The sequence below is a fragment of the Shewanella sp. AS16 genome, from assembly GCF_021412365.1.
Taxonomy (GTDB): Bacteria; Pseudomonadota; Gammaproteobacteria; order Enterobacterales; family Shewanellaceae; genus Shewanella; species Shewanella salipaludis.
In genome coordinates this window covers 46,871-73,477 of sequence record NZ_JAKCLK010000013.1, presented here as the reverse complement: position 1 = coordinate 73,477, position 26,607 = coordinate 46,871, and the positions used below count along the sequence as shown (strand labels likewise).

Annotated in this window: 26 protein-coding genes; 4 read left to right on the top strand and 22 right to left on the bottom strand. The window is 51.6% G+C overall.

The window, feature by feature from the left end:
- Positions 1-315 precede the first annotated feature (315 nt).
- On the bottom strand, positions 316-1,743 hold the full coding sequence (ccoG, locus tag LZP73_RS18195; protein ID WP_234236359.1) for a cytochrome c oxidase accessory protein CcoG: 1,428 nt from the start codon (positions 1,741-1,743) through the stop codon (positions 316-318).
- A 122-nt stretch (positions 1,744-1,865) separates the two neighbouring features.
- Between ccoG and LZP73_RS18190 the strand changes: the two genes are divergently transcribed.
- From LZP73_RS18190 to LZP73_RS18180, 3 genes are all read left to right on the top strand, one after another.
- Positions 1,866-2,216 (top strand): hypothetical protein, encoded by a 351-nt coding sequence (locus LZP73_RS18190; protein WP_234236358.1) that lies wholly within the window; start codon positions 1,866-1,868, stop codon positions 2,214-2,216.
- A gap of 112 nt (positions 2,217-2,328) precedes the next feature.
- Positions 2,329-3,234 carry a 1,4-dihydroxy-2-naphthoyl-CoA synthase gene (locus tag LZP73_RS18185; protein ID WP_234236357.1) on the top strand — a complete coding sequence of 302 codons (906 nt, stop codon included), beginning with the start codon at positions 2,329-2,331 and terminating at the stop codon, positions 3,232-3,234.
- A gap of 124 nt (positions 3,235-3,358) precedes the next feature.
- On the top strand, positions 3,359-3,544 hold the full coding sequence (locus tag LZP73_RS18180) for a DUF2061 domain-containing protein (protein ID WP_234236356.1): 186 nt from the start codon (positions 3,359-3,361) through the stop codon (positions 3,542-3,544).
- A 73-nt stretch (positions 3,545-3,617) separates the two neighbouring features.
- Here the strand turns inward: LZP73_RS18180 and glmS are convergent, their stop codons facing one another.
- The 18 genes from glmS to LZP73_RS18090 all read right to left on the bottom strand — a co-directional run bounded on the left by glmS (position 3,618) and on the right by LZP73_RS18090 (position 21,172).
- Positions 3,618-5,447: a glutamine--fructose-6-phosphate transaminase (isomerizing) gene (gene glmS / locus LZP73_RS18175; protein WP_234236355.1), complete on the bottom strand. Its 1,830-nt coding sequence runs from the start codon at positions 5,445-5,447 to the stop codon at positions 3,618-3,620.
- 23 nt (positions 5,448-5,470) lie between these two features.
- Entirely contained in the window at positions 5,471-6,238 is a 768-nt protein-coding gene (locus tag LZP73_RS18170; RefSeq protein ID WP_234236354.1) for a DeoR/GlpR family DNA-binding transcription regulator, read from the bottom strand.
- Between the two features lie 163 nt (positions 6,239-6,401).
- The gene (gene glmU, locus LZP73_RS18165; protein WP_234236353.1) at positions 6,402-7,766 is read right to left on the bottom strand and encodes a bifunctional UDP-N-acetylglucosamine diphosphorylase/glucosamine-1-phosphate N-acetyltransferase GlmU; all 1,365 of its coding nucleotides are present in this window, start codon (positions 7,764-7,766) and stop codon (positions 6,402-6,404) included.
- A gap of 132 nt (positions 7,767-7,898) precedes the next feature.
- Positions 7,899-8,327: a F0F1 ATP synthase subunit epsilon gene (locus LZP73_RS18160; protein WP_234236352.1), complete on the bottom strand. Its 429-nt coding sequence runs from the start codon at positions 8,325-8,327 to the stop codon at positions 7,899-7,901.
- A 34-nt stretch (positions 8,328-8,361) separates the two neighbouring features.
- On the bottom strand, positions 8,362-9,753 hold the full coding sequence (atpD, locus tag LZP73_RS18155; RefSeq protein WP_234236351.1) for a F0F1 ATP synthase subunit beta: 1,392 nt from the start codon (positions 9,751-9,753) through the stop codon (positions 8,362-8,364).
- 35 nt (positions 9,754-9,788) lie between these two features.
- Entirely contained in the window at positions 9,789-10,649 is an 861-nt protein-coding gene (gene atpG, locus LZP73_RS18150) for a F0F1 ATP synthase subunit gamma (RefSeq protein ID WP_234236350.1), read from the bottom strand.
- A gap of 51 nt (positions 10,650-10,700) precedes the next feature.
- Positions 10,701-12,242 carry a F0F1 ATP synthase subunit alpha gene (gene atpA / locus LZP73_RS18145; RefSeq protein WP_234236349.1) on the bottom strand — a complete coding sequence of 514 codons (1,542 nt, stop codon included), beginning with the start codon at positions 12,240-12,242 and terminating at the stop codon, positions 10,701-10,703.
- A 14-nt stretch (positions 12,243-12,256) separates the two neighbouring features.
- Positions 12,257-12,790, bottom strand: a complete 534-nt coding sequence (atpH, locus tag LZP73_RS18140; protein ID WP_234236348.1) for a F0F1 ATP synthase subunit delta — start codon at positions 12,788-12,790, stop codon at positions 12,257-12,259.
- 15 nt (positions 12,791-12,805) lie between these two features.
- Complete coding sequence (atpF, locus tag LZP73_RS18135) at positions 12,806-13,276, bottom strand: F0F1 ATP synthase subunit B (RefSeq protein ID WP_169565537.1); 471 nt, start codon at positions 13,274-13,276, stop codon at positions 12,806-12,808.
- Positions 13,277-13,313: 37 nt separating this feature from the next.
- Positions 13,314-13,565, bottom strand: coding sequence for a F0F1 ATP synthase subunit C (gene atpE, locus LZP73_RS18130; protein ID WP_006083840.1), 252 nt, complete (start codon positions 13,563-13,565; stop codon positions 13,314-13,316).
- A gap of 64 nt (positions 13,566-13,629) precedes the next feature.
- Positions 13,630-14,424: a F0F1 ATP synthase subunit A gene (gene atpB / locus LZP73_RS18125; protein ID WP_234236347.1), complete on the bottom strand. Its 795-nt coding sequence runs from the start codon at positions 14,422-14,424 to the stop codon at positions 13,630-13,632.
- 12 nt (positions 14,425-14,436) lie between these two features.
- Positions 14,437-14,820 (bottom strand): ATP synthase subunit I, encoded by a 384-nt coding sequence (locus tag LZP73_RS18120; protein ID WP_169565535.1) that lies wholly within the window; start codon positions 14,818-14,820, stop codon positions 14,437-14,439.
- 224 nt (positions 14,821-15,044) lie between these two features.
- On the bottom strand, positions 15,045-15,923 hold the full coding sequence (locus LZP73_RS18115; protein ID WP_234236346.1) for a ParB/RepB/Spo0J family partition protein: 879 nt from the start codon (positions 15,921-15,923) through the stop codon (positions 15,045-15,047).
- 9 nt (positions 15,924-15,932) lie between these two features.
- Positions 15,933-16,721, bottom strand: coding sequence for a ParA family protein (locus LZP73_RS18110; RefSeq protein WP_234236345.1), 789 nt, complete (start codon positions 16,719-16,721; stop codon positions 15,933-15,935).
- 108 nt (positions 16,722-16,829) lie between these two features.
- Positions 16,830-17,450: a 16S rRNA (guanine(527)-N(7))-methyltransferase RsmG gene (gene rsmG / locus LZP73_RS18105; protein ID WP_234236344.1), complete on the bottom strand. Its 621-nt coding sequence runs from the start codon at positions 17,448-17,450 to the stop codon at positions 16,830-16,832.
- A 105-nt stretch (positions 17,451-17,555) separates the two neighbouring features.
- On the bottom strand, positions 17,556-19,445 hold the full coding sequence (gene mnmG, locus LZP73_RS18100; RefSeq protein ID WP_234236343.1) for a tRNA uridine-5-carboxymethylaminomethyl(34) synthesis enzyme MnmG: 1,890 nt from the start codon (positions 19,443-19,445) through the stop codon (positions 17,556-17,558).
- A 440-nt stretch (positions 19,446-19,885) separates the two neighbouring features.
- A complete protein-coding gene (mioC, locus tag LZP73_RS18095; protein ID WP_234236342.1) occupies positions 19,886-20,332 on the bottom strand; it encodes an FMN-binding protein MioC in 447 nt (148 codons plus the stop codon).
- A gap of 498 nt (positions 20,333-20,830) precedes the next feature.
- On the bottom strand, positions 20,831-21,172 hold the full coding sequence (locus LZP73_RS18090; protein WP_234236341.1) for a zinc ribbon domain-containing protein YjdM: 342 nt from the start codon (positions 21,170-21,172) through the stop codon (positions 20,831-20,833).
- 145 nt (positions 21,173-21,317) lie between these two features.
- Between LZP73_RS18090 and LZP73_RS18085 the strand changes: the two genes are divergently transcribed.
- Positions 21,318-23,048 (top strand): SulP family inorganic anion transporter, encoded by a 1,731-nt coding sequence (locus LZP73_RS18085; RefSeq protein ID WP_234236340.1) that lies wholly within the window; start codon positions 21,318-21,320, stop codon positions 23,046-23,048.
- A gap of 4 nt (positions 23,049-23,052) precedes the next feature.
- On the opposite strand, the gene LZP73_RS18080 is transcribed toward LZP73_RS18085, so the two are convergent.
- From LZP73_RS18080 to yidC, 3 genes are all read right to left on the bottom strand, one after another.
- Positions 23,053-23,241: a ribbon-helix-helix domain-containing protein gene (locus tag LZP73_RS18080; protein WP_234236339.1), complete on the bottom strand. Its 189-nt coding sequence runs from the start codon at positions 23,239-23,241 to the stop codon at positions 23,053-23,055.
- A gap of 261 nt (positions 23,242-23,502) precedes the next feature.
- A complete protein-coding gene (gene mnmE / locus LZP73_RS18075; RefSeq protein WP_234236338.1) occupies positions 23,503-24,882 on the bottom strand; it encodes a tRNA uridine-5-carboxymethylaminomethyl(34) synthesis GTPase MnmE in 1,380 nt (459 codons plus the stop codon).
- Positions 24,883-24,975: 93 nt separating this feature from the next.
- A complete protein-coding gene (gene yidC, locus LZP73_RS18070) occupies positions 24,976-26,604 on the bottom strand; it encodes a membrane protein insertase YidC (RefSeq protein WP_234236337.1) in 1,629 nt (542 codons plus the stop codon).
- Positions 26,605-26,607: the final 3 nt, after the last annotated feature.

Sequence of the window (26,607 nt, the reverse complement as noted above, 5' to 3'; positions counted from 1 at the left end):
CAGGGTCGTGCATTTTACGCATTTCCCGTTTGGCGTCAAGGAGTTTTTAAAACTTCTTTTCGCTGTCGATTTAAGCGCCATTCTCAACAGAGAGTAACAGTCTCAAATCAACCCGACTCGGTGGTTAGCTTTCGCTGTCTGCCGTGTCAGTGGATGCGCATTATAGGGGGTTTCGCCGAGGGCGCAAGGGCTTTTTTGCAGAAAATGTCCCATCAACGTTCACATGAACATTTATCAAACGAAACGCATAAAAAAGGGGCTAAATGCCCCTTTTACTGGTTTTATTCTCGGTTAAGCCGGCGACGGGCGTCCCGGCTAAGGAGCGAAGAAGCGCGATTCTTGTTTCACTTCGACCACTTCACCGTCTATGGTCGTCGCCACTTTAATGTTTATATTGGTGACTGTACGCACCAGGTCCGCGGGATCGACCGCCACACTGATTGGCAGAGTCAGCACTTCACCGGCTTTTACTGTGACAGTCTTGGCACCATACCATTCATAATTCGCCAGTCCCTCGACACTCAAGGCATATTCATGCAAGGCTTCCGTTTTATTCAGGATCTTAATGGTGTAGGTGTTTTCTATCAGACCTTGATTGTTCTCTCTGTAAAGCTGATTACGGTCACGAATGATATCCATACGGATCGGCGCTATGGTGGCACTGGCATAGATGAAGAGTAAGATCATCGCCGTCAGGACCACGCCATAACCCACCAGCTTAGGTCGCAAGACTTTCTCTTTAACGTCTTCGAGCTTATTTTCCGTGGTGTAACTGATCAAGCCTTTGGGGTAACCCATGCGTTCCATGGTGTTATCGCAGGCATCTATGCAGGCGCCGCAATTGATACACTCGTATTGGAGGCCGTTGCGGATATCTATTCCCGTAGGGCAGACCTGCACACAGAGATCACAATCTATGCAGTCTCCCAACCCCAAGGCCTTATGGTCAACCTTGCGGGATCTCGGACCACGCGTTTCACCACGCTTGGGATCATAACCTACTATATAAGTGTTCTTATCGAACATGGCCGCCTGAAAGCGCGCGTAAGGACACATGTGGATGCACATGATCTCGCGCATCCAACCTGCATTGCCATAAGTTGCGAAGGTAAACAGGCACACCCAGAAATAAATCCCCCCGGAGGCCTGCAGGGTAAACACGTCCAAATAGACTTCACGACTGGGTACGAAATAAGAGACGAAGGTCATGGCGGTCAGGAGTGAGATCAATAACCAAGCCGTATGCTTAGCCGTCTTACGCCATAACTTATCGAAATTCCAGGGCATCTGGTCCAGCTTGATGCGTTTGTTGCGGGCACCTTCAATTTTTTCTTCGAACCAAATGAAGATGAAGGTCCATACGGTTTGCGGGCAGGTATAACCACACCAGACACGCCCCAGGTAAGTTGTCACGAAGAAGAGGGCGAAGGCGGCTATCATGAACACGGCGGCCAGCAAGGTAAGATCCTGCGGCCAGATGGTGAGGCCGAAGACATGGAACTTTTGCTCACCCAGGTTAAACCAAACCGCCTGACGTTCACCCCAGGGGATCCAGGGCAGCAGCAAGAAAAAGAGCATGGTAATCCAACCCATACGCCGACGCACAGAACTCCAGAGCCCATCGACAGCCCGGACATAAATATGGTTACTCGGCTTGAAGCTGTCGGCTTTGTTGGCGTCAGGCTGGTGAATCTTAATCCGATTAGCTTTGGAATAGTCCTTGTTACGGGATTCTGCGTTCATTTCTAATGCCTTTACTGCTTTAATATTGCACGAAAACAAGGTTAGTATACTCCGTATGCCAACCAGCATTCACCTATATTTGTAAAGGTTATTGATCTGCATCGGATAAAATTGGAAAAAAAATGAAAGGATGGATTATCGTAGGCATCTTGGCCGTCATGATTTACTACTTGGCGACCCAGACCCGACACTTAGACGGCCCCATAGCCCAAACGCAAACCCTGTTGCAAAGAGCCAAAAACAAACTCGATGCCATGACAGGCACACACATCATTAAGGCGGAACATAAACTCTCAACCCTGAAGAACAGCATTGCCGACAGGCTATCCAGCCGGGAACGACAAGAATTTGAGCAGATACTGGTATCGCCACAGGCTGCGGCTGCTTTTAAAGATGAGTTTTGCAACATGCGTACCCTGTCACATCCTATCTTCAGCAAAGACAATCTGCAGTTGATCTGCGATAAATTGTAACCTCAATGACTTAAACCTATGTTTTACCTCATAGGTTTAAGTCTTAATCATTGACCCCTAGGGCCATTCCGCCTAGCCTTTGAACAGTGTTTTACCAGAGGCTAGCCTGACAATGACGCAACCAATTTCAGATATTTTCGATCCCATCCTGTGGGAACCCGTTCCCGAATTCGATTTCACCGACATTACCTATCACAGAGCCAGAGAGCAGGGTACGGTGCGCATCGCCATCAATAGACCCGAATGCCGTAACGCCTTCAGACCCAAGACGGTTGATGAACTCTATGTGGCCTTGGATCATGCCCGCCAATGGTCCGATGTAGGTTGCGTATTGCTTACCGGCAACGGCCCCTCGGCGAAAGATGGTGGCTGGGCCTTCTGTTCCGGCGGCGATCAGCGCATTCGCGGCAAAGATGGTTATCAATATGAAGGCGCAGAAGCCGGCAAGGCGGACTCAGCCCGCATGGGACGTCTGCACATACTCGAAATCCAGCGACTGATCCGTTTCATGCCCAAAATAGTGATAGCCGTTGTGCCGGGTTGGGCCGTGGGTGGCGGTCATAGCCTGCACGTAGTCTGTGATCTCACCTTGGCCTCCAAGGAACACGCCATTTTCAAGCAGACTGACGCTGACGTCGCCAGCTTCGACTCGGGTTATGGCAGTGCCTACCTGGCTAAGATGATAGGTCAGAAGCGGGCCCGGGAAATTTTCTTCTGTGGCTTCGATTACAGTGCCGAGGAGGCGGTCAGCATGGGGATGGTCAACAAGGCCGTGCCACACCAGGAGCTCGAAGTCGAAGCCTTGCGTTGGGCCAAGGCTATCAACTCTAAGTCACCGACGGCGATGCGCATGTTGAAATACGGCTTCAACATGACAGACGACGGCATGGTCGGCCAACAGCTGTTCGCCGGTGAAGCCACTCGGCTGGCTTACGCCACCGCCGAGGCCCAAGAGGGGCGCGATGCCTTTCTCGAGAAACGCGAGCAGGACTTTTCTGCTTTTCCCTGGCATTACTGACGGCATAGGGATAGGTATGAATATCGGCGTTTAAAATAACTTGAAAATTTCAGCCACAATCTTAATGAGAACTGTTATCATTTACTGGTGATTTTGATGATAGTCTGACTCGGAGGATATCAAGGTGGCTAAAACTCTCAGTTTTGCCGTAGTGCATTTCGGCGTGGCTTTTACCATCACTTACCTGCTGACCGGCAGCATAGTCGTCGGTGGGGCCATCGCCCTGATCGAGCCGGCCATCAATACCCTGGTATTTTATTTCCACGACAAGGTTTGGAAACGCATCGAAAGCAACAGGATGAGGGCATAGTCATAAGCCTGAGCCTTGTCTTGCATCCTTAAAACAAAAACCTCCCCGAAGGGAGGTTTATTATCTTACGCCGTTATTCCACAGTCACAGACTTAGCCAGGTTACGGGGCTGATCCACGTCAGTGCCTTTGATCAAGGCGACGTGATAAGACAGCAATTGCAGCGGGATAGTGTAGATAAGCGGCGCCATGAACTCGTCGCAATGCGGCACAGGGATGACTTTCATAGTGTCGTCCGACTCGAATTCGGCATCCACATCGGCAAACACATACATCAAACCGCCACGGGCACGCACTTCTTCGACGTTGGACTTGAGTTTCTCCAACAGCTCGTTGTTGGGGGCAACCACTATGACCGGCATATCGGCATCGATCAACGCCAGCGGGCCATGCTTCAGCTCGCCCGAGGCATAGGCTTCGGCGTGGATGTAAGAAATCTCTTTCAGCTTCAGCGCTCCTTCCATGGCGATGGGATACTGATCGCCACGGCCGAGGAACAGGGCATGATGTTTGTCGGCAAAGTCTTCCGCCAGCTCGGCGATGGCATCATCCAACCCCAGGGCCTGCTCCACCTTGGCAGGCATGGATTGCAGGCTCTGGGTTATCTGCGCCTGCATCTGCGCCGACATGCCGTTATGACGCCCTATCACGGCGGTCAGCATCAGCAATCCTGCCAGTTGCACTGTGAAGGCCTTGGTAGAAGCCACGCCGATTTCGGCGCCGGCTTTCATCATGTAGGCCATGTCCGATTCGCGCACCAAGGAGGAGCCTGGGGCATTACAGATAGTCAATGTGGCCTTGTAACCCATTTCCTTGGCCAGACGCATGGCCGCCAGGGTATCGGCAGTTTCACCCGACTGGGAAATGGTCACCAGCAGGCTGTTGGGGAATAGATGTGACTTGCGGTAGCGGAACTCGGAGGCGATCTCGACATTACAGGACACCCCGGCCCAGTCTTCCAGCCAGTAACGCGCGGCCATGCCGGCATGGTAGCTGGTACCGCAGGCGATGATCTGCACATGCTTGATGTCTTTCAAAAACTCGGCTGCATTGTCGCCGAAAGCCGTGTCCAGCACTTGTCTGTTGGCGATGCGCCCTTCTATGGTGCGGGTCAGTGCCAGTGGCTGCTCGTAGATCTCCTTGAGCATATAGTGGCGATATTCGCCTTTGTCGCCTGCATCATGGGTCACTTCCGACTCTTTCACTTCACGCTCGACGGCGTTGCCATCCCTGTCGAAGATACTGACGCTACGGCGGGTCACTTCGGCCACATCCCCTTCTTCCAGGAAGGCGAAGGTACGAGTCACGGGCAATAGGGCCAGCTGATCCGAAGCGACGAAGTTTTCGCCCAGGCCGAAACCTATCACCAAGGGGCTACCACTGCGGGCGACTATCATGCGCTCGCTGTCACGACGGTCTATGACCACAGTGCCATAGGCGCCTTCAAGTTGCTTCACAGTCGCCTGCACCGCGGCCAATAAGGTGTCATGGCGCTTCAGCTCATGATGCACCAAATGGCAGATCACTTCGGTATCCGTATCCGAAGCAAACTGATAATCCAAGCCTTTAAGCATGTCGCGCAGCTTGTTATGGTTTTCTATGATGCCATTATGCACCACGGCGATATCGCCAGAGGAAACATGAGGATGAGCGTTGCGCTCACTGGGCTCACCGTGGGTCGCCCAGCGGGTGTGGGCTATGCCTGTGCCACCGGCCAGCGGCATGGCATCCAAGGCCGCCGATAGCTCCTGCACCTTGCCCACTCTGCGGGTACGGCTGAGTTCACCATTGTTGATCAGTGTCACCCCGGCCGAATCATAACCGCGGTATTCCAAGCGGCGTAATCCCTCGACTAATATTTCGGCTACATCCCTTTGCGCTACCGCGCCAACAATTCCGCACATATTGATACCTGATTTTTATTAAGTTAGTTAGATAAAGGAGCCAGGATCACCTGTACCCCTTGACTTGAAATTCTGTCCGCCGCCACCTGCGGCAGTCTGTCGTCGGTCACCAGCACACTGACCCGGCTCCATGGGAGCTCCAAATTGGGAATACGCCTGCCGAGCTTGTCGGACTCGAGCATGACTATCACTTCCCGCGACACCTCGGCCATCACCTTGCTCAGTCCCGTCAGCTCGTTGAACGTGGTGGTACCACGGTCGAGATCTATGCCATCGGCGCCGATGAACAGTTGATCGAAATCATAGGAACGCAGCACTTGCTCGGCCACCTGGCCCTGAAAAGATTCCGAATGGGGATCCCAGGTACCGCCGGTCATCAACAGCGTCGGCTCCTGTTCCAGTTCGTGGATCGCATTGGCCAGTTGCAATGAGTTGGTCATCACCACCAGGCCGCGCTTGTCGCTCAGCTCTTGGATCAATCCAGAGGTGGTACTGCCGCTGTCTATTATGATGCGGTTATGATCGCGGATCAGCCTGGCGGCCGCCTTGGCTATGGCCTGCTTGGCCAGAGACAGAGGCTCGGCCTCCTGGGTCATTTCGTGTGGCAATGGCACGGCACCGCCGTAACGGCGCAGCAACAGACCATTTTTCTCCAGCGCAGCCAAGTCCTTACGTATGGTGACTTCAGAGGTTTCGAAACTCACTGCCAGGGCATCGACGCTCACCTCGCCCGCTTCATTGAGCAGGTTGATGATGGCGTGGCGGCGTTGCTGCGTGTTGCGTTTGGTCATAAACAGGCTAACTTTCGCTTAAGTTTCGATTCGAAAGATGCATTATAATCAAACGAAACTTTTTTGCCAGCACCAGGCGTTAAAATGTCCAATAAATGCGAGGGGCTTTTAGCCCACAAAAAAGCGATGCCTGGGCATCGCTTCTTGAGTTATCAGACTGGCATTACTTGGGCTTCTTTACCGGCCGCTGCCAACCCGTCAAGTGCTTCTGCTTCACCCTGGTGATCACCAGCTCATCGGCCGCCACATCGCGGGTGATGGTCGAGCCGGCGCCCAGGGTCGCCCCCTTACCTATAGTCACAGGGGCTACCAACTGAGTATCTGAGCCGACGAATACGTCGTCTTCGATAACCGTCAGGTGCTTGTTGGCGCCATCATAGTTGCAGGTGATGGTGCCTGCGCCTATGTTGACTCCGGCACCTATCTCGGCGTCCCCCAGGTAGGCTAAATGGCCCGCCTTGGAACCTATGCCCAATACCGCCTTCTTCATCTCGACGAAGTTGCCTATATGGGCATCTTGCTTCAACTCGGCCCCTGGACGCAGACGCGCGAAAGGACCGGCACTGGCACCGACTCCAAGTTTGGCGCCTTCTATGATGGAGTAAGCTTTGATTTCGGCGTTGTCGGCTATCTCGCAATCGCTGAGAATGGCGCCGGCACCTATGCTGACATTGTTACCCAGTACCACCTTGCCTTCGAAGATGACGTTGACGTCTATCATCACATCCATGCCGACAGTCACTTCACCACGGATATCGATACGGGCGGGATCCCGCAGGTTGGCTCCGGCCAGCATCAGCTTCTCTGCTTCACGGGCCTGATAGGCACGCTCCAGCTGCGCCAGTTGCACGCGGTTGTTGGCGCCTTCGACCTCTATGGCCGACTGCGGCTGGGCCGTCGTTATCGCCACTCCATCGGCATGGGCCATGGCGATGATGTCCGTCAGGTAATATTCACCCTGGGCATTGTTGTTGGATAACCGGCTCAACCAGGCTTTGAGCTGCTTCCCAGGTACCGCCATGATGCCGGTATTGATCTCGTTGATTTTCAGCTGCTCTGGGGTCGCATCCTTCTGCTCTATGATGCCAACCACTAAGCCGCCCTCACGCACTATACGGCCATAACCGCTAGGATCCGGAAGATTGACCGTGAGTATGGCGACACCTTCCTGCGGACGCGCGGCCAGTAGCGTCTCCAGGGTCGATTGTTGGATCAAGGGCACATCACCGTAGAGGATAAGCACAGTGTCTTCATCGGCAAGATGGGGGCTCGCCTGAGCCACGGCATGGCCTGTACCCAACTGCTCGGCCTGTAACACCCAGCTCAGTGGCTGCTCACCCAAGCTCGCCTGCAGCTTGTCTGCACCATAACCATACACCAGCTGAATGGCGGCACTGCCCAATGCCTTGGCCGTGTCGATCACATGCTGCACCATGCTCTTGTGCGCTATGGGGTGCAACACTTTTGGCAGATCCGAGCGCATCCGGGTTCCCTTTCCTGCGGCTAAGATCACTACGTTTAATGCCATGGGGCGTCCTTACAATCTGGAAAATGATTAAAAAATATTTTGCGGCCAATTTTAACGGAATTCGCCCCGAAATGCAGGCATAAAAAAAGCGCCCTAAGGCGCTTTTTTCCAACACTATCCAATAATCAGCTGTTATCTGGCAATGTGTTTCTTGATGGTTTCAACCACACGCAACTGGGCGATAGCCTTGGCTAGCTCAACTGCGGCTGCAGCGTAATTGAAGTCGGCACCGGCCTCGGCCATATGGGCCTCGGCACGACGCTTGGCTTCGATTGCCGCTTGCTCATCAATCTCTTCGGCACGCATAACCACATCAGCCAATACGGACACGGAAGAAGGTTGTACTTCCAGTAAACCACCGGAAAGGTAAAACACTTCTTCGCTGCCGTCTTGCTTGACGATGCGCGCCATGCCAGGTTTGATCTTGGTCAGCAGCGGAGCGTGGCCAGGCATAACACCCAACTCGCCTTCGGCACCGGTCACTTGCAGGTGTGCTACGCGACCTTTAAATATGCTTGCCTCTGCACTCACAATATCAAGATGTACTGTCATGGCTGCCATCCCGTTCTCCTTAAGAAACTAAGCTACTGCCCAGTTATTTCTTCTTGTTGGCTTTCTCGATAACTTCATCGATTGAGCCAACCATGTAGAACGCTTGCTCTGGCAGGTGATCGAACTCACCGTTCAGAATACCCTTGAAGCCACGGATGGTGTCTTTCAGGGAAACGTACTTACCTGGAGAACCGGTAAAGACTTCGGCGACGAAGAAAGGTTGAGACAGGAAACGCTCAATCTTACGTGCACGGTATACGGTAGTCTTGTCATCATCTGACAATTCATCCATACCCAGGATCGCGATGATGTCTTTCAGCTCTTTGTAACGTTGCAGTACGGTTTGTACGCCGTTAGCTACATCATAGTGCTCTTGGCCAACAACCAGAGGATCCAATTGACGTGAAGTCGAATCCAATGGGTCAACCGCCGGGTAGATACCCAGAGAAGCAATCTGACGTGACAGTACCACGGTCGCATCCAAGTGGGCGAAGGTGGTTGCTGGTGACGGATCGGTCAAGTCATCCGCAGGTACGTATACCGCTTGCACAGAGGTAATAGAACCTGTCTTGGTTGAAGTGATACGTTCCTGCAGAACGCCCATCTCTTCAGCCAGTGTCGGTTGGTAACCTACCGCAGAAGGCATACGGCCCAGCAGTGCTGATACTTCAGTACCGGCCAGGGTGTAACGGTAGATGTTGTCAACGAACAACAGTACGTCACGACCTTCGTCACGGAACTTCTCTGCCATAGTCAAACCAGACAGAGCAACACGCAGACGGTTTCCTGGAGGCTCGTTCATCTGACCATAAACCATGGCCACTTTGTCGAGAACGCCAGAGTCTTTCATCTCGTAGTAGAAGTCGTTACCTTCACGGGTACGCTCACCTACACCGGCGAATACAGACAGACCCGAGTGGGCCTTGGCGATGTTGTTAATCAGTTCCATCATGTTAACTGTCTTACCAACACCCGCACCACCGAACAGACCAACTTTACCACCCTTAGCGAATGGGCAAACAAGGTCGATAACCTTGATACCTGTCTCTAACAGTTCAGTTGTGCTCGATTGATCTTCGTATGAAGGGGCGGCACGGTGAATTTCATAACGCTCTTCTTCACCGATAGGACCCGCTTCATCGATAGGCTCGCCTAAAACGTTCATGATACGGCCAAGAGTGGCGGTACCAACTGGAACAGAAATAGGTGAACCTGAGTTTGCTACTTCAAGACCACGACGCAGACCATCGGAAGAACCCATGGCGATGGTACGAACTACACCACCACCCAGCTGTTGCTGAACTTCCAGCACCAGACCATTACAGGCATTTTCACCTACGATCTTCAGAGCGTCATATACTTGAGGTACGGCATCTTGTGGAAACTCTACGTCCACAACCGCGCCAATCACTTGGACAACAGTACCTGTGCTCATGATTAATCCTCTAAAACTTGTATTCGTTACCTAGCCTAAACCGCAGCAGCGCCTGAAACAATTTCCGACAGTTCCTGCGTAATCGCAGCCTGACGAGCCTTGTTATAGACCAGTTGCAGATCATTAATCATCTCACCGGCGTTGTCGGTTGCCGCCTTCATGGCTACCATACGGGCAGCTTGTTCGGAGGCAATATTTTCAACAACACCTTGATAAACCTGGGATTCTACGTAACGAACCAAGAGTGTATCTAACAGCTCTTTTGGCTCCTGTTCGTAAATATAATCCCAGCGATGAGCGATTTCATCATCGGCGGATTTTGGCAAAGGTAGCAGCTGTTCGATCACAGGACTCTGCGTCATGGTATTCACAAACTTGTTGAATACCACATACAGACGATCCAGCTTGCCTTCGTTGTAAGCCTGCAGCATGACACGTACTGTCCCGATCAAGTCAGCCAACGCCGGAGCGTCACCTAAACCCGATGTATGGGCAGAAACCTGGCCACCGAAGCTTTTGAAAAACTGCACACTGCGAGCACCTATAGGGCAAAATTCGACTTCTACACCTTGCTCTTTCCAGCTTTTCACGTCTGCAACGACCTTCTTGAAAAGGTTAACGTTCAGACCACCACAAAGGCCACGGTCGGTTGCCACAACTATGTAACCAACCCGCTTGGCCTCTCTCACTTCCAAATAGGAGTGTTTGTATTCGAGAGACCCTTGCGCTACGTGACCGATCACCTTACGCATGCTTTCCGCGTATGGACGGCTGGCAGCCATGCGTTCCTGCGCTCTGCGCATTTTGCTGGCGGCCACCATTTCCATGGCGGACGTGATCTTCTGAGTGTTTTTAACACTCGCGATCTTGGTTTTAATCTCTTTAGCGCCGGCCATCTCTACTCTCCAATCTGTGGACTAGAGGTGTCAAAGACACCTCATACGTCTTTACCAGGTTTGGGTTGCTACGAACTTGTCGAGACCTGCCTTCAACTCAGCTTCGATATCGGCATTGTAATCACCGGTATCATTGATAAGCTGGATCAGGGCAGCATGCTCGCGGTTCATGAACGAGAGCAGAGCGGCTTCGAAATCACCGACCTTATTCAGCGCAACACTCTTAAGGTAACCTTTCTCAGCTGCGAAAATAGACACAGACTGGGCGGCTACGCTCATTGGAGCATATTGCTTTTGCTTCATCAGTTCGGTAACACGCTCACCATGCTCGAGTTGAGCACGAGTTGCATCGTCAAGATCGGATGCAAATTGTGAGAACGCAGCAAGCTCTCGATACTGTGCCAGTGCAGTACGGATACCGCCGGACAGTTTCTTGATGATCTTAGTCTGAGCCGCACCACCAACACGAGAAACAGAAATACCTGGGTTAACCGCTGGACGCAGGCCAGAGTTAAACAAGTCGGTCTCAAGGAAGATCTGACCGTCGGTAATAGAAATTACGTTGGTCGGTACGAATGCAGATACGTCACCCGCTTGGGTTTCAATAATTGGCAACGCGGTCATAGAACCGGTTTTGCCAGTTACAGCACCTTTAGTGAACTTTTCTACATAATCGGCGTTAACGCGCGAAGCACGTTCCAGCAAACGAGAGTGTAGATAGAATACGTCACCTGGGTAAGCTTCACGTCCAGGTGGACGCTTGAGCAGCAACGAGATCTGACGGTAAGCAACTGCTTGCTTAGACAGGTCATCGTATACGATCAAGGAATCTTCACCGCGGTCACGGAAGTATTCACCCATGGAACAACCAGAGTATGGCGCCAGGTATTGCAGAGCTGCGGCTTCAGAAGCCGTTGCCACTACCACTATGGTGTTCGCCAGAGCGCCGTGCTCTTCCAGCTTGCGTACCACGTTAGCGATAGTAGAAGCCTTCTGGCCTACTGCTACGTACACACACTTGATGCCGGAATCTTTCTGATTGATGATGGCATCGATCGCCATGGCTGTTTTACCAGTCTGACGGTCACCAATGATCAATTCACGCTGACCACGACCGATAGGGATCATGGCGTCAACGGCTTTGTAACCAGTTTGCACCGGTTGATCTACTGACTGACGTTCGATAACGCCTGGAGCGATCACTTCGATAGGAGAGAAACCATCGTTGTCGATAGCGCCCTTACCGTCGATAGGCTCACCCAGGGTGTTAACAACACGACCCAGCAGACCACGACCTACCGGCACTTCCAGAATACGGCCGGTGGTTTTAACTTTTGCGCCTTCAGCCAGGTTGGCATAAGGGCCCATTACTACGGCACCGACGCTATCACGTTCAAGGTTCAACGCGATTGCATAACGGTTACCAGGCAGTTCGATCATTTCACCTTGCATTACATCGGCCAGGCCGTGAATGCGGATGATACCGTCGCTTACTGCAACGATAGTACCTTCGTTACGAGCTTCGCTAACGATGTCGAACTGCTCGATCCGCTGTTTAATCAGATCGCTGATTTCAGTGGAATTCAGTTGCATGCTCAAACTCCCAATTACGACTGCAGCTTATCAGACAGACGCGATAATTTACCGCTGACAGAGCCATCTATGACTAAGTCGCCTGCCGTGATAACGACACCTGCGATAAGCGCTGTGTCAGTGCTGCAATTCAGCTTAACTTTGCGTGCGAGACGTTTCTCTAAAGAAACACTAATCTGCTGTTGTTGCTCAGAGCTCAGCTCGGATGCAGAAACCACTTCGGCTTCCACTTCTTTTGCCCACTCCTTGCGGTACTCAGCGAATAACTGAGACACAGCAGGTAGTACCTTTAAGCGACCGTTTTCAGCCATTACCTTTATCAGGTTCTGACCTTGCTCATTGATTTGCTCACCACACACATTGATAAAGAGTGTGGCCAGCTTGTTGCTGGCTAATGCTCCAGACAGCAGAGGCTGCATGGCGTCATTTTCAGTAACCAATGCAGCGAAATTGAGCATTTCTGCCCAGCTGTCGACTGCATTCTGTTCAATAGCAAAATCAAAAGCTGCCTTTGCGTAAGGGCGAGCGATGGTGGTTAATTCAGCCATAACTCAACTCCCCTATCAAATTTCAGCGACAAGTTTATTAACTATGTCGCTGTGGGCGGCTGGATCGATAGAACGCTCAAGGATCTTCTCTGCACCCATGATGGCAAGAGTAGCAACCTGCTTACGCAGATCCTCTTTCACGCGATTACGTTCAGCTTCAATTTCTGCTTGACCCTGAGCGATGATTTTTGCACGCTCAGCATCTGCTTCGGCTTTTGCCTCTTCAACAATCTGAGCCTTGCGCTTGTTGGCAGACTCGATGATCTCGTTAGCAGTTACCTTGGCTTCTTTTAGTTGGTCAGTCGCTTTCGCTTGTGCCAACTCCAGGTCTTTTGCGGCACGATCGGCGTCAGCCAAACCGTCAGCAATCCTTTTTTGGCGCTCTTCGATGGCATTCATCAAAGGCGGCCATACAAACTTCATGCAGAACCACACGAAGATGATAAAGGCGACCGTCTGACCGATTAGGGTAGCGTTGAAATTCACAACAGCCTCCTAGTTAGAGTTAAGACAGAAGCGTTTTTTACAGCATTGCACCCAGTGGGTTGGTAAACAGCATGAATAGTGCAATACCAACACCGATCATGGTTACGGCGTCCAACAGACCCGCTACGATGAACATTTTAACTTGCAGCATAGGTGCCATTTCAGGTTGACGCGCAGCGCCTTCCAGGAACTTGCCACCCAATAAGCCGAAACCGATTGCAGTACCTAAAGCACCCATACCAATCAGCAGAGCAACAGCGATAGCTGTCATGCCTAAAATCGTTTCCATCTGTATCTCCAGTATCTAAATCTATGTTAGTTGATGATTTAGCTTAAAATTTCTTCAGCAATCCTTAATGATCTTCATGCGCCATGCTTAAATAAACTATGGTCAGCATCATGAAGATAAACGCTTGTAGCGTGATAACCAGAATATGGAAAATTAACCACCCCATTTGTAACGTAACACCCAGGGCAGATAAGGCCATATTGGCACCATACATAAGCGCAATAAGGATGAAGATCAACTCACCCGCGTACAAGTTACCGAATAGACGCAAGGCCAATGAAATTGGCTTAGCGACCAGGGTCACTGTCTCTAGCAGGAGGTTGACGGGTATCATTGCCTTATGGTTAAAGGGCTGTAACGTCAGTTCTTTAACAAAACCTGATACACCTTTGACCTTGATGCTGTAATAAATAATCAGCAAGAACACACCGATAGATAAACTAAAGGTAATGTTAACGTCAGTCGTCGGAACCACTTTCAGGTGTGAAACACCCAGGTGTTCGGCTACCGTAGGCAGCCAATCCACAGGCAACATATCCATGAAGTTCATCATGAATACCCACACGAAAATGGTCAGAGCTAAAGGTGCGATCAGGGCATTGCGGCCATGGAAGGTTTCTTTCACACTGCTATCGACGAACTCCACCAGCATCTCGATAAAGCACTGAAGCTTACCGGGAACGCCTGAAGTTGCATTTCTACCAACGCGGCTGAAAATCCACAGGAACAAAACGCCAAGACCAACCGAAAAGAACAACGAATCAATGTGCCATGTCCAGAAGCCTTCGCCAACACTCAGGTTGGTAAGGTGGTGCTGGATATAGCCCTGCGGTGTTAACGCTTCACCAGTTGCAGCCATGATTCATCCCACTTAACTTTGCTTGAAGTATAAAGGAGCCGTCCAATGCACTATCAACGTCAGGGTATAACAGACAAAAAGTGGCATAAATGCGACCTCAAGTTTGATAAACACCAGAGAAAACAACGCAATGGTTAACAGCAACTTTACCGCTTCCCCCCAGTAAAAAGTCTTAATGACTCTTGCTGCCGAGCTTGCTCCCATATGGGAAAAAGCGAGGGTTGCGAATACAAAATTAGGGAGTACAGCAATTGAACCACCTGCCAAGGCAGAATAGCCAAACTGAACTCCCCACACGGCGAAAAAGAGAATTGAAGTACCCCCAGCGACCGCCGCCTGCATCATCACCAATTTATAGGCAGACCACCGGCCACGACGCGCTAAAACCTTACTCAATTCATCATCTCCGCATATATACTTTTTGTTTCGATGACCGGATGACAAATATCCGGAAAGAGTCGACCGACAAAAAGCTTGCGAAAGTATACCTTTTCACGCCTTCAATGCAACTTTGAGATAAGGAAAAACGCCTCTTTTAACGTGATCCAGCGCCAAAAGTACGAAAATAGAATATTAACAAATGTCACAAATTTACATTAAAATTCATTAACCTGGCATTTTTAGCTGATTTTACTCAGAATCCCGTCCAATTCAGCGAGATTCTGATAGTTAATTACTATTTTACCTGTGCCTTTATTATTATGAGCTATGGATACCTTAGCTCCCAAACGTTCAATTAACTCTCGTTCCAAACGCATGACATCCTGATCTTTAGCCTTGCTTTCGGCTTCTTTAGGCGGATTTAAGGTTTTATTCACTAATCGTTCAGTTTCACGAACAGTCATTTCTTTAGCAGCTACTAATCGGGCAAGGCTCGTCTGCTCCTCCCCCTCGAGAGCCAGCAAGGCACGGGCATGGCCCATGTCGATATCACCGTATTCCAGCAAGCGCTTCACCGGCTCGTTGAGGCCATTGAGGCGCAATAAATTGGACACTGTGGTGCGTGATTTGCCTACTGCATCGGCAACCTGCTGATGTGTGAGTTCGAATTCCCGCATCAAACGTTCCAGCGCTATGGCTTCTTCCATGGCGTTGAGATCTTCACGTTGGATATTCTCTATCAGGGCGATGGCGACGGCGGCTTCATCCGGGACTTGCTTGACCAGACAAGGCAGTTTATCCAGTCCGGCCAATTGTGAGGCGCGCCAGCGGCGTTCACCTGCGATGATCTCATAGTGTGTGTCAGATATTTTCCGCACCACTATCGGCTGGATTATGCCTTGATTGCGGATAGAATGTGCCAACTCCTCCAGCGCTTCGGGCGACATGTCTTTGCGGGGTTGGTATTTGCCCGGCTGCAATAGATCGAGATCCAGATGAATCAAATCATCTTTCTTCTCTGTGCTATCGAAAGCCTGATCTTGTTTCTTGCTCGCCGCATGGCTGTTACTCAGGAGTGCGTCCAGGCCCTTGCCCAAACCCCGTTTCTTCAAAGTCATTATTAATCCTTACGCCAACTTGGCCTGGGTTTGTTGTTCCGAGCGCCGAATGATTTCCCCTGCCAGCGCCAGGTAGGCCTTGGCACCCGCGCTGGACTTATCGTAGTACATGGCCGGGGCACCGAAACTGGGCGCTTCGGCCAAACGTATGTTTCTCGGGATCACGGTACGATACACCTTGTCGCCAAAATGCTGTTTAAGCTGATCAGACACATCGTTGGCCAAACGGTTGCGGGGATCGTACATGGTACGCAGTATCCCTTCGATCCCCAGACCTGGATTGACCATGGCCGCCAGCTTGGTGATGGTGTCGATCAAGGCCGTCAGTCCTTCCAGGGCATAATATTCGCACTGCATGGGCACCAGTACTGAGTCGGCGGCCGACATGGCATTGACGGTCAACATGTTGAGGGAGGGAGGGCAATCTATGAAGATAAAATCGTAATCATCCTTGATGGGCGCCAGGGCGTTACGCAGCCGCACCTCGCGGGCGAAGAACTCCATCAGCTTGATTTCGACGGCGGTGACATCGCCATTGCCGGCGATCAGATCATATTTCCCTGTGGTATCCTGGATCACGACGTCGGCGAAAGGTTTCTCTTCGACCAATAATTCATAAGCCGTGTTTTCTACCTGATACTTATCGACACCACTGCCCATGGTCGCGTTGCCTTGGGGATCGAGATCTATCACTAACACACGTCGCTTAGTCGCCGCCAACGAGGCCGCCAAATTGACACATGTTGTTGTTTTTCCTACGCCACCTTTCTGGTTAGCCACGGCAATTACTTTACCCACAATATCATCCTGTATGTAAACTATGCTTGATTGCCCGATACTCAAGGTATCTGTACCAAGTTGCGTCATGAAGCTTGGGATTGCAACCTGATCCCTGGCCGGGAGCTGTTATTCTTCGACTATTTTAAGTAAATGGCGCTGCTCATCGAGTTCAGGCACCTTGAGTTCTATCACTTGCTTGAGCACGAATCCCGCAGGGATCTGAGTCAGTTCCTCCGGATTGAGTTGCCCCTTGAGCGCATAGAAACAGCCATCAGGGGCCGGCAAATGCCGACACCAATTGAGCATATCGGCAACTGAGGCAAAGGCCCTGCTCAAGACACCATCGAAACCCTGTTCGTCTTCGTAGGCTTCGACCCGGCTTTCCACCGAAGTAATGTTCTTAACGCCCAGCTCGAATTGCACCTGCTTCTGGAAACGTATGCGTTTTCCCAAACTGTCGAGCAGCACAAATTCCTTATCCGGATTCATGATAGCCAAGGGGATCCCAGGCAAGCCAGGGCCGGTGCCGACATCGATGAAACGCTGGCCATCCAGATAGGGGGACACCACCAGGCTATCCATCACATGGCGGATCAGCATGGCTTGCGGGTCCCGCACCGAAGTCAGGTTGTACGCCTTGTTCCATTTGTTAAGCATATTAACAAAATCAACAAGTTGTTTCTGCTGCTCAGGTGTTGCCGGCAGTTGTATTTCAGCTAAATATGTCGCTAATTGGGCAGCTAACACTGATTACCCTCGTAAATAGATCCGGTCGATATTATGAAGCCCGGGAAAGACGAAGGGAAGCCTGAAAGCTTCCCTTCTTAACCCTGAAGGCGTTTAAACCTGGTTTCAGGCGCTTTTACGCAACAGGCCGCGTTTTTTCAGGTGAACCAGCAAGATTGAAATAGCTGCCGGCGTAACTCCGGAAATCCGTGAAGCCTGGCCTATGGTTTCAGGTTTATGGTTGTTCAGCTTGGCGATCACTTCATTCGACAGGCCAGGGACCTCCTGGTAATCCAGGCTCAAGGGCAAACCGGTATTCTCGTTGCGCACCGCCTTGTTGATCTCTTCCTGTTGCCTATGGATATAACCCGAATATTTAACCTGGATCTGTACCTGCTCCGCGGCGCGGGGATCTTCGAGTCCAGGACCGAAGCCTTCTATGCCCATGAGCTTGCTGTAATCCATCTCGGGGCGACGCAATAACTCCTCGAAGGAGGCCTCACGGGAGATGGGCGTATTCAGCTCGGGATTCAGGGCCTCGATCAACGGAGAATTTGGATGCACCCACTGACTGCGCAGTCGCTGCAACTCAGTTTCGATCGACTCCATTTTGGCACTGAACTTAGCCCAACGCTCATCGTCCACCAGGCCCAGCTCGCGGCCTTTCTCGGTCAAACGCAGATCCGCATTGTCTTCACGCAACAGCAAACGGTATTCGGCACGGCTGGTGAACATGCGGTAAGGTTCTTTAGTGCCAAGGGTAGAAAGATCGTCGACCAAGACCCCAAGATACGCCTGATCCCTGCGTGGGCTCCAGGCGTCTTTGCCCTGTACCTGCAGCGAGGCATTCATGCCGGCCAGCAGCCCCTGGGCACCGGCTTCTTCGTAACCTGTGGTGCCGTTGATCTGTCCTGCGAAGAAGAGCCCGGCGATTGTCTTGGTTTCCAAAGAGTTTTTAAGATCCCTTGGATCGAAATAATCATATTCGATCGCGTAACCGGGGCGGACGATTTCCGCATTTTCCATGCCCTGGATAGAACGAACCAGATTCAGCTGCACATCGAATGGCAAGCTGGTTGAGATGCCATTGGGGTAGATCTCGTTGGTGCTCAAGCCTTCGGGTTCGATGAAGATCTGATGCGATGCCTTGTCGGCGAAGCGATGGATCTTATCTTCGATCGATGGGCAATATCTCGGGCCTATGCCTTCGATAACCCCAGAATACATGGGACTCCTGTCCAGACCACCACGGATGATCTCGTGTGTGCGCTCATTGGTATGAGTGATATAGCAGGATATTTGCTGTGGATGCTGGCTGACATCTCCGATAAATGACATCACAGGCAAGGGTGAATCGCCTTTCTGTTCAGCCATTTGACTGAAATCTATGCTATTGGCATTGATTCTGGGAGGGGTACCTGTTTTCAAGCGACCGACACGAATAGGCAGTTCACGCAGTCTATGTGCCAGGGCGATCGCCGGTGGATCTCCAGCTCGGCCACCGCTGTAATTTTCCAGGCCTATATGGATCTTGCCGCCCAGGAAGGTCCCGGCTGTCAGCACGACTGCCGGTGCTTCGAAGGCAAGTCCCATCTGGGTCACCACACCAATTACTCTGTTATTTTCAACAACTAAGTCATCAACTGCCTGTTGGAAAATACGGAGGTTTTTTTGGTTTTGCAGTATGTTTTGAATTTTTTGACGATAAAGGGCTCTGTCGGCTTGGGCACGGGTGGCTCGTACCGCCGGGCCCTTGCTTGAATTCAGGGTACGGAATTGAATGCCGGCGAAGTCAGTTGCTATCGCCATTGCACCGCCAAGTGCATCAATTTCTTTGACTAAATGTCCTTTGCCTATGCCGCCGATCGCTGGGTTGCAAGACATTTGTCCCAGGGTATCGATATTGTGAGTCAGCAGCAGGGTCTTGGATCCCATTCTTGCAGCAGCTAATGCGGCTTCCGTCCCGGCATGACCACCACCTACAACAATTACATCAAACCGTTCATGAAAATGCATGACACTACCTTAAGATTGGAAAAGAAACATTCTGTACGAGCCGATCATTTTAGCATTTGCTTTCGACTAGGTGAATGATCATTTTGCTCTGTTCGATCGGGATGGATCCGGACTAATAGATCTTAAGATCTTTATATAGATCCTTTTATTATGTTTACTATTAGGATCGCCATTATCTGTGTGTAAGCCTATAACTCTTTTAAAATCATGAGGTAGCAGAAACTCAAACCTGTGATCTATTGGCGATCAAACTCCAAATAAGATGGGGACAGATCCCTTGGTTATCCACAAGGGGGATCTTTGAGCAGATCCGGAGTGGATCAATACAGAGTTATCAGGGGATAAAATAATAGCTTATCCACACTTTTACAGCTAAAAATACAAAAATGTGGATAAGATGGATCTAATCTGTGGGGCGATCGCAGCTTGCAACAGGATCTCTATGGCTGAAGATCGTTTTGCCAACCGGCTAACCAAGTCAAGGCGGGCTCTTCGGGGATGGGATCATACTGCACATCGATCTGGATCTTATCCACATAGGATTTGGCGCCACAATGTTCGAGTGCCGCTATCAACTTATCCGGCCCCTGGCAGAAAGTGTCATAGCTGGAGTCTCCTATGGCGCATAAGGCGAATTTTAGTCCGCTCAGATCGACCTGCTCTGTGGTCAGCTCATCGCAAAAGGGTTGAATATTGTCCGGCAAATCGCCGGCACCATGGGTGGACGACACTATGAGCCAGAGCGCTTCTCTGTCTAATTCGGACAGCTCGGCCGCCAAATGCACGACCACATGGTGGCCGGCATTCGTCAATTCTGCCGCCATTTCATCGGCCACATACTCGGCACTTCCCAGGGTAGTGCCAACTAAAATATCTATCTTTGCCATGCTAATACTCAACCTTAGAGTTAAATGTCTGTGTAATGGGCTTAAGCCAGGGAAGACACTGAGCCGCTTGTATGGGTTAATCATAAGGGAAAAGCCCAGCAGTCACTATGAGGTTGGTTGCAAATCTGCACTCGCAGTGAGTGTCTAGGCTTTGAGTGTTGAGCCTGGCTGCAGCTTGGCGAGTTATCTTTGAATAGGAAGGAATTGATCGCTTTCACCCAGAGGCTTTCACCCAGAGGCTTTCACCCAGAGGCTTTTACCCAGGGGCTTTTACCCAGGGGCTTTCATCCAGAGCCAATTGCCTGTTTGCTGGCGGATAGGCCGCAGTTATGGGGGCCAGGATTAAAGGCTGGCTGCTTGGGGAGTGGTTTGGGAGGTGGAGCCGATATAGAAGCAGCGCTTGGCCGAACAGACCCCAGGTGGTTACGGAGTCCGTTCGCGGCTCAAGCGCTGTCGCTGTTCTTTGCAGAGCGGGTACTTGCTCTTGAGTCGGGGTGATTATGCTTTTTTAACAAATTCCGACTTCAGCATCATCGCACCTATACCTTCTATTTTGCAGTCGATATTGTGATCGCCATCGACGAGACGGTTGATTTTCACCTTAGTACCAACTTTAGCAACGGTAGAAGAACCTTTAACTTTCAAGTCCTTAATCAGAGTAACTGAGTCGCCGTCTTGCAGGATATTGCCGTTTGCATCTTTAACGATAAATTCGTCTGTGTCTTCCGGCTCGGCACCTGGGGTCCATTCATGTCCGCACTCAGGACAGACTAACAGGTTGCCATCTTCATAGGTGTAAGCCGATTCGCATTGAGGGCAAGGAGGAAGGGTATTGTTCATAGTTGCTCATCTCTATTTAAAAATACATATAAAGTAGGTCATAACAATGTCTTGAAAATGACATCCATCTGCGCCTACATTGCCTTACTATTATAAGGCCATTACAATTCTATTATCACGCCATTTTCACCCTTTGGGACTAATAATGATAGCGCTTAAAGAAGCCTACAAGGCCGGCTTACTCAGACGACAACACTGGATGGGCAACCTGGTCTCGGGTGTGATTGTTGGGGTTGTCGCCTTGCCATTGGCCATGGCTTTCGCCATAGCATCGGGTGCCAAGCCGGAGCAAGGCCTGTATACGGCGATAGTCGCGGGTTTTTTTGTCTCAGTGTTTGGTGGCAGCCGACTGCAGATCGCCGGACCAACCGGAGCCTTTATCGTGGTATTGTCCGGGATCACGGCACAGTATGGTATCGAAGGGCTGCAGATCGCCACTTTCATGGCGGGGATCATGCTGTTATTACTGGGCCTGGCCAAGATGGGCGCCGTCATCAAATTTATTCCCGATCCTGTGATAGTGGGCTTTACCGCCGGAATAGGGGTGATCATCTGGGTTGGCCAATGGCAGTATTTTTTCGGCTTGCCGGAGATCCAGGGAGAACACTTTCACATCAAATTGTTCCATCTTCTGCAGGTCCTTCCGCAACTCCATCCCATGACAAGTGTGTTGGCGTTATTCTCGCTGGGATTGGTGATCTATGGCCCCAGAGTGCCTGGTCTCAAGCGGGTTCCAGGTCCGCTTGTCGCACTTATCCTGGTCACACTGCTCCAAGTTGTGTTTCACTTCGATGGGGTCAGGACCATAGGGACTGCCTTCGGTGGGATACCTCGGGGCTTGCCTGAATTGGCACTTCCTTCTGTGAGTCTGGAGCACATAATCGAACTGATAGGGCCGGCATTTACCATAGCTATGCTGGGGGCCATAGAGTCATTGTTATCTGCGGTCGTCGCCGATGGCATGGCGGGCACACGTCATGACTCCAATCAGGAGCTGATCGGCCAGGGGCTGGCGAATATTGTCGCCCCCTTGTTTGGCGGCTTCGCTGCAACCGGGGCCATTGCCCGCACCGCCACCAATATCCGTAACGGTGGCACAAGTCCGCTGGCTGGCATAGTGCATTCGATCACGCTGTTGGTGATTTTATTGCTGCTGGCCCCCTTGGCCGTGCATATACCTCTCGCCACATTGGCCGCCATTCTGTTTGTCGTGGCCTGGAATATGAGCGAGGCGAAACACTTCGCTAAAATGGTACGGCGCGCTCCCAGGGCTGACGTAGTTATCTTGTTGATTACCTTTGGGTTGACTGTTTTTGCCGATCTTGTGGTGGCGGTCAATATAGGCGTCATTTTGGCTAGCTTTCACTTTCTGCGACGCATGGCGACCAGTGTCGAAGTGAGACAAGCGACAGAGCAAGAACTGACACAAGAATTTGCCCATAAGGGGCTGATACGTTTGCCGCCCGGGGTATTGGTTTTCACTGTGGAGGGGCCATTCTTCTTTGGCGCGGTTGAGAATTTCGAGCGCGCCCTGGCCGGTACCCATGCCGATCCGCATATTCTGATCATTCGTTTGAAGTGGGTGCCCTTCATAGATGTCACAGGGTTGCAGACCTTGGAGGAAGTGATTCGGGATCTGCAGAGGCGTGGGGTAAGAGTCATGCTATCCGGTGCGAATGAACGGGTTACGGTAAAATTGAGAAGAGCCGGCATCCTGGAATTGATTGGCCATGAGCACAATTTCAAGGTGTTCGATGCGGCATTGGTTGCAGCGCAAGCCGGCGTGGGAGAAATGAGTGAGGCGGCGCCTGCGCAGCAGATGGCGATAAGTGATCCCATTCGAGCCTCTGCCGGGCAGAGCCCCCAAGGGGAATGATGGGTTAGCGCTTCACCTGGGGATTGTTAACAGCTTCTTCGCTATAGCTGACATTGTGTTGCTCAAGGTATTCCCGGATCAATTGCCTGACGACCTGCGACGGTGTTAAGTCTTGGGAAGCACATAGCCTTTCGAAAGCCTGCTTTTTACGGGGATCCATCAACACGGTAAAACGGGCAGTCTTGCTTTCCACTGTTATCTTCTCTCTGTCACTATGATAATCAAATTATAATCATATCCGGCAGATGAATAAACATCTTCTTCCGCTCGACTGGTAAAGGCCTGGCTTACCCAGAGGCGTTCCGGGTTGGGGGTCATCATTCAGCAAATGCTGTAAAACCTGGCAAGTAACGCCATGGATCCCGGAATTGGAACCGCCCTGAAAAATGGCTCTGTGCTCACCCGAATGAGCACAGGGCCATGTTATCTATGCTCTGCAGAGGCTTTTTGCCTATTACTTGCCGATACAGAAGGAACTGAAGATCTTGCCCAGCAAGTCGTCCGAGGTGAACTGACCTGTGATTTCAGACAAGGCCAGCTGACACATGCGCAGCTCTTCTGCCAGCAGCTCACCTGCGAGGTAGACTTCCAGTTGCTCCTTGCCTATCAGCAGGTGACTGGCGGCGAGATCCAGGGCCTCCAGGTGGCGTCTGCGGGCGATGAAGCCACCCTCAAGGTTGCTCTGGTAGCCCATCAGACTCTTCAAGTGCTGTTTGAGTGCTTCGACTCCGAGTCCCGTCTTGGCCGAGATGCGGTAGACGCTATGGCCTTGTTCTTCTGTGATATCCAAGGTTTCGCCTGTGAGATCCGCCTTGTTGCGCACCACAGTCACCCCGAGCTTGGATGGCAGGCGATCTATGAAGTCCGGCCAGATATCATGGGGATCGACGGCATTTGTGGTGGTGCCATCGACCATGAAGAGCACGCGATCCGCGCTGTTTATTTCGGCCCAGGCGCGCTCTATGCCTATCTGCTCTACGGTATCGGCCGTGTCACGCAGCCCGGCCGTGTCTATTATGTGCAGCGGCATGCCATCCAGGTGTATGTGTTCCCGCAGCACGTCGCGGGTGGTACCTGCTATTTCGGTGACAATCGCCGATTCCTTGCCAGCCAGGGCGTTGAGCAGGCTGGACTTGCCTGCGTTGGGACGGCCGGCGATGACGACCTTCATGCCTTCGCGAATGATGGCGCCTTGCTTGGCACTGGCCTGTACCTCGTCCAGTTTGGCTATGATGCGATACAGGGCGTTGGCAATCTTGCCGTCGGAGAGGAAATCGACTTCTTCATCGGGAAAGTCTATGGCCGCCTCGACGTACAGGCGCAGGTTGGTGACTTGCTCCACCAGCTGGTGGACCTCGTTGGAGAACTCGCCCTGGAGTGAGTGCAGGGCGCTCTTGGCGGCCTGTTCGCTGGTGGCATCTATGAGATCTGCTATGGCTTCGGCCTGGGTCAAATCCAGTTTGTCGTTCATGAAGGCCTGCTCGCTGAATTCCCCCGGCTTGGCTATGCGCACACCTCCTACCTGCAACACCCGCTTGATCAACATGTCGAGCACCACCTGGCCGCCATGACCCTGCAGCTCGAGTACGTCCTCGCCGGTGAAAGAGTTGGGGCCCTTGAAGAACAGGGCTATGCCTTGATCTATTACCTGGCCATCTTTGTTCTTGAAGTCGCAATAGTCGGCGTAGCGGGTCTTTGGCAGGTGTCCCAGCACGGCCATGGCCACTTCGCTGGCTTTGTCGCCCGAGATACGTATGATGCCGACGCCGCCTCGTCCCGGCGCCGTGGCTTGGGCGACTATGGTGTCGGTCGTAAATCTTGTCTCTGTTGTCACTGGATTTCCTGCCAAACTGTCTATCTAATAAAGGAAAAGGCGGCTTAGTAGCCGCCTTTGTTCATTATGTCTTAGCAAAGTGCTGAGCCAGGCTTATTTTAAGCCTTTTTTGGCCAGACCTGCATAAATAATCTTCTGCTGGGTGATGGCCACCAGGTTACCCATGAGCCAGTACAAGACCAAGCCTGCAGGGAACCAGAGGAAGAACACGGTAAAGAGTACCGGCATCCACTGCATCATCTTGGCCTGCATGGGATCCATGGTCGGTGCCATAGGCTGCATCTTCTGCATGACGAACATGGATAAGCCCATCAACAGCGGCAATATGTAGTAAGGGTCCTGTACCGACAAGTCGTGGATCCACAAGATGAAGGGGGCATGACGCAGCTCGAAGCTTTCCAGCAATACCCAGTAGAGCGCGATGAAGATAGGCATCTGCAGCAGCATGGGCAGACAGCCGCCCATGGGGTTAACCTTCTCCTTCTTGTACAGCTCCATCATAGCCTGACCCATCTTCTGCTTGTCATCACCGAATCTTTCTTTCAGATCGGCGATTTTGGGCTGCAGATTGCGCATCTTGGCCATGGAGGTGTACTGCGCCTTGGTCAGCGGGAACAGCATGCCACGCACCGTCAGGGTGATGAGTATGATTGCCACCCCCCAGTTGGAGACCAAAGACTGGAAGAAGGTGAGTAACTTATAGATAGGTACTGCCAACCACCAGAGGAAACCATAATCGACCACCAGGTTCAGCGATTCTGAAATAGCCGATAATGCCTTCTGATCCTTGGGACCGACATAAAACTGGGAGTCGATTTCCTGAGTGCTGCCGGGGGCTATGTCGTACACAGAACCACGGAAGCCTATGTTGGCCAAGCCACCGGCGCTGATGCTGGTGAATATGGTGTTCTTGTCGTTGGCCTGAGGTATCCAGGCGGAAACGAAGTAGTGCTGCAACATGGCGGCCCAACCACCCAGGGTAGGTTGGTTGAGGTTTTTATCTGCCATGTCATCAAATTTGTACTTCTCATAGCGAATATCCGCCGTTGAGAAGGCACCGCCACGGTAAGTCGGCATCATCATGCTGCTTTTGGATTTCTGTATGGTCTGTTTAATCTGACCGTACATCTGCACCTGCAGCTGGCTGTCTGTGGTGTTGTTGATCTTATAGCCAACATCTACGTTGAACTTGCCGCGGTGGAAGACAAACACCTTGGTGTAAGTCACGCCATTGGCTGCCACATAGGTCAGTGGCACCTCCAGGCTGTCTTGATCTGCTGCCAGCTGGTATTCGGTGTTTTGGGCACTGAAATGGGCGCGGCCCTTGGCACTGCTGTCGATACCGTCACGGCCAATCAAACCACTCTGGGCGATATAGGTGAAGTCTTTGGTCTGTTCGAGCAACACGAAAGGTTGGTCTTTGTCGAGTTCCATCTTATGCGCAACCAGCGCCGCATAGACTATGTCACCGCCAACAGGATTGATTTTCACATCCAGCTGATCTGTCTTCACAGTGATCAGGTCTGTCGAAGCACTCACCACTGCGGGCACACCTGCATCGGCTTCTGGCACATCTGTATTAAGGGTGTTGGATGTGGGCGAAGCAACCTGTGTCGATTGGGCTGCCAATGGTTGAGGAGCTTTGTCTGCCTGCCACTGTTGCCACAGCAAGAAGCTGACAACCAGTAGTCCTATGAGCAATATATTGCGTTGAGATTCCATAGC

Coding starts and splice junctions, on each gene's coding strand:
- mnmG (WP_234236343.1), bottom strand. CDS start 19,445: ATGCATTTTCATGAACGGTTTGATGTAATTGTTGTAGGTGGTGGTCAT.
- LZP73_RS18090 (WP_234236341.1), bottom strand. CDS start 21,172: ATGAACAATACCCTTCCTCCTTGCCCTCAATGCGAATCGGCTTACACC.
- atpA (WP_234236349.1), bottom strand. CDS start 12,242: ATGCAACTGAATTCCACTGAAATCAGCGATCTGATTAAACAGCGGATC.
- glmS (WP_234236355.1), bottom strand. CDS start 5,447: ATGTGCGGAATTGTTGGCGCGGTAGCGCAAAGGGATGTAGCCGAAATA.
- yidC (WP_234236337.1), bottom strand. CDS start 26,604: ATGGAATCTCAACGCAATATATTGCTCATAGGACTACTGGTTGTCAGC.
- LZP73_RS18170 (WP_234236354.1), bottom strand. CDS start 6,238: ATGACCAAACGCAACACGCAGCAACGCCGCCACGCCATCATCAACCTG.
- LZP73_RS18190 (WP_234236358.1), top strand. CDS start 1,866: ATGAAAGGATGGATTATCGTAGGCATCTTGGCCGTCATGATTTACTAC.
- atpG (WP_234236350.1), bottom strand. CDS start 10,649: ATGGCCGGCGCTAAAGAGATTAAAACCAAGATCGCGAGTGTTAAAAAC.
- atpB (WP_234236347.1), bottom strand. CDS start 14,424: ATGGCTGCAACTGGTGAAGCGTTAACACCGCAGGGCTATATCCAGCAC.
- atpE (WP_006083840.1), bottom strand. CDS start 13,565: ATGGAAACGATTTTAGGCATGACAGCTATCGCTGTTGCTCTGCTGATT.
- mioC (WP_234236342.1), bottom strand. CDS start 20,332: ATGGCAAAGATAGATATTTTAGTTGGCACTACCCTGGGAAGTGCCGAG.
- LZP73_RS18160 (WP_234236352.1), bottom strand. CDS start 8,327: ATGGCAGCCATGACAGTACATCTTGATATTGTGAGTGCAGAGGCAAGC.
- atpD (WP_234236351.1), bottom strand. CDS start 9,753: ATGAGCACAGGTACTGTTGTCCAAGTGATTGGCGCGGTTGTGGACGTA.
- LZP73_RS18185 (WP_234236357.1), top strand. CDS start 2,329: ATGACGCAACCAATTTCAGATATTTTCGATCCCATCCTGTGGGAACCC.
- ccoG (WP_234236359.1), bottom strand. CDS start 1,743: ATGAACGCAGAATCCCGTAACAAGGACTATTCCAAAGCTAATCGGATT.
- LZP73_RS18085 (WP_234236340.1), top strand. CDS start 21,318: ATGATAGCGCTTAAAGAAGCCTACAAGGCCGGCTTACTCAGACGACAA.
- atpH (WP_234236348.1), bottom strand. CDS start 12,790: ATGGCTGAATTAACCACCATCGCTCGCCCTTACGCAAAGGCAGCTTTT.
- LZP73_RS18115 (WP_234236346.1), bottom strand. CDS start 15,923: ATGACTTTGAAGAAACGGGGTTTGGGCAAGGGCCTGGACGCACTCCTG.
- glmU (WP_234236353.1), bottom strand. CDS start 7,766: ATGGCATTAAACGTAGTGATCTTAGCCGCAGGAAAGGGAACCCGGATG.